The sequence below is a fragment of the Bradyrhizobium sp. SRS-191 genome (genome assembly GCF_024586915.1).
Lineage (GTDB): Bacteria > Pseudomonadota > Alphaproteobacteria > Rhizobiales > Xanthobacteraceae > Bradyrhizobium.
Genome location: NZ_JANBVS010000064.1, coordinates 1 through 2037, shown reverse-complemented (window position 1 = coordinate 2037; position 2037 = coordinate 1). Strand labels below are relative to the sequence as shown.

The window sequence follows — 2037 nt, the reverse complement described above, 5'->3', positions numbered from 1 at the left end:
CCGAACTGGCCGACCTATATCCCCAAGGACAAGCTCGCCAACTGGTTCGAGGCTTATGTCGATGCCATGGAGCTGAATTTCTGGACCGGGACCGAGTTCGAGGGCGGCAGCTACGACGAGGTGAAAGGCCGGTGGACCCTCACGCTGCGGCGCGCCGACGGCACCGCGCGTACCATGCACCCCCGCCATGTGGTGATGGCAACCGGCGTCAGCGGCATTCCCAACATGCCGGCGATTCCGACCCTTGCCGATTTCAAGGGAACGCTCGTGCATTCGAGCCGCTATGACGATGGCGAGAACTGGCAGGGCAAGCGCGCCATCATCATTGGCTCCGGCAACAGCGGACATGACATCGCGCAGGATCTGTATTCCAGCGGCGCCGAAGTGACGCTGGTGCAGCGTTCACCGACGCTGGTCACCAATATCGAGCCCTCCGCGCAACTTGCCTATGCGACTTATAACGAGGGCACGCTCGAGGACAACGACCTGATCGCGACCTCGATGCCGACGCCACTGGCGAAGAAGACGCATGTGATGCTGACCGAGCAATCGAAGGAGCTCGACAGGGAGCTGCTCGACGGGCTGCGGCGTGTCGGCTTCAAGCTCGACTTCGGCGAGTCCGGCACCGGCTGGCAGTTCAAATATTTGACCCGTGGCGGCGGATACTATTTCAACGTCGGGTGCTCGAACCTCATCGTCGAGGGCAAGATCAAGCTGAAGCAATTCGAGGACATCAAGGGCTTCACCGCCGACGGTGCGCAGATGAAGGACGGGTCGACTATCGCGGCCGACCTGATCGTGCTCTCCACCGGCTACAAGCCGCAGGATTATCTGGTCCGAAAGCTGTTCGGCGACGGCGTCGCCGACCACGTCGGCCCAATCTGGGGCTTCGGCGACGGGCTCGAACTGCGCAACATGTATGCGCGGACCAAGCAGCCCGGCCTGTGGTTCATCGCCGGCAGCCTGGCGCAATGCCGGATCAACTCGAAATATCTTGCGCTGCAGATCAAGGCGGTCGAGGAAGGGATGTTGGGGCGCGCCCCGGACTAGCAAAGGAACGGATCCATGCCAGCCATCCTCGGCAGCGGCGAACATCGCTACCGTGTCGTCGAAAATTTCGCCAAGCTGCCCGACGGATGGCAATTGACCGACGTCGCCTCCGTCGCGGTCGACAGCAAGGACCGCGTCTACGTTTTCAACCGCGGCGAACATCCGATGGTGGTGCTCGACCGCGACGGCAATTTCCTGCGCAGCTTCGGCGAAGGCCTGTTCTCGCGCGCCCACGGCCTGCACATCGACGCCGACGACAATCTTTACTGCACCGACGACGGCGACCATACCGTGCGCAAATGTACCACCGACGGCAAGGTTCTGCTGACCATCGGCATCCCCAAGAAGCCGGCGCCGTTCATGAGCGGCGAACCGTTCCACCGCTGCACCCACACCGCGCTGTCGCCAAAGGGGGAGATCTACGTCTCCGACGGCTATGGCAATGCGCGCGTGCACAAATACACGCCGGACGGAAAACTGATCAAAAGCTGGGGCGAGCCGGGCACCGATCCCGGCCAGTTCAACATCGTGCACAACATCGCCACCGACGCCGATGGCTGGGTCTATGTCGCCGACCGCGAGAACCACCGGGTGCAGGTGTTCGACGGCGAGGGTCGCTACGAGACGCAGTGGAACAATCTGCATCGACCCTGCGCCCTGTGTTGCTGCGGCGGCCCCAAGAGCCCGACCTTCGTCATCGGCGAACTCGGCCCGGGCCTCGACATCAACCGCAACGTGCCCAATCTCGGGCCGCGGCTGTCGATCGTCGACGCCCAGGGAAAACGTATTGCGAGGCTAGGCGGCGAGAACGGCCCCGGCGTCGCCAGCGGCAAGTTCCTGGCCCCGCATGGCATAGCGCTGGATTCGAAGGGCGACATCTATGTCGGCGAGGTCGGCGTCACCAACTGGGCGACGAGCTTTCCGGATCAGGAGATGCCGGCTGTCGTGCGCGCAACGCGCTGCCTGCAAAAGCTGGAGCGGGTGCAG

At 63.2% G+C, this 2037-nt stretch carries 2 protein-coding genes; both read left to right on the top strand.

What is annotated here, in order from left to right:
• Window positions 1-1050, top strand: a 1050-nt coding sequence (locus NLR35_RS33950) for an NAD(P)-binding domain-containing protein (RefSeq protein ID WP_257170895.1), incomplete at its 5' end; no start/stop codon positions are given.
• 15 nt (window positions 1051-1065) lie between these two features.
• Window positions 1066-2037 (top strand): peptidyl-alpha-hydroxyglycine alpha-amidating lyase family protein (locus NLR35_RS33945; RefSeq protein WP_257170894.1); only part of this gene is annotated, 972 nt, incomplete at its 3' end.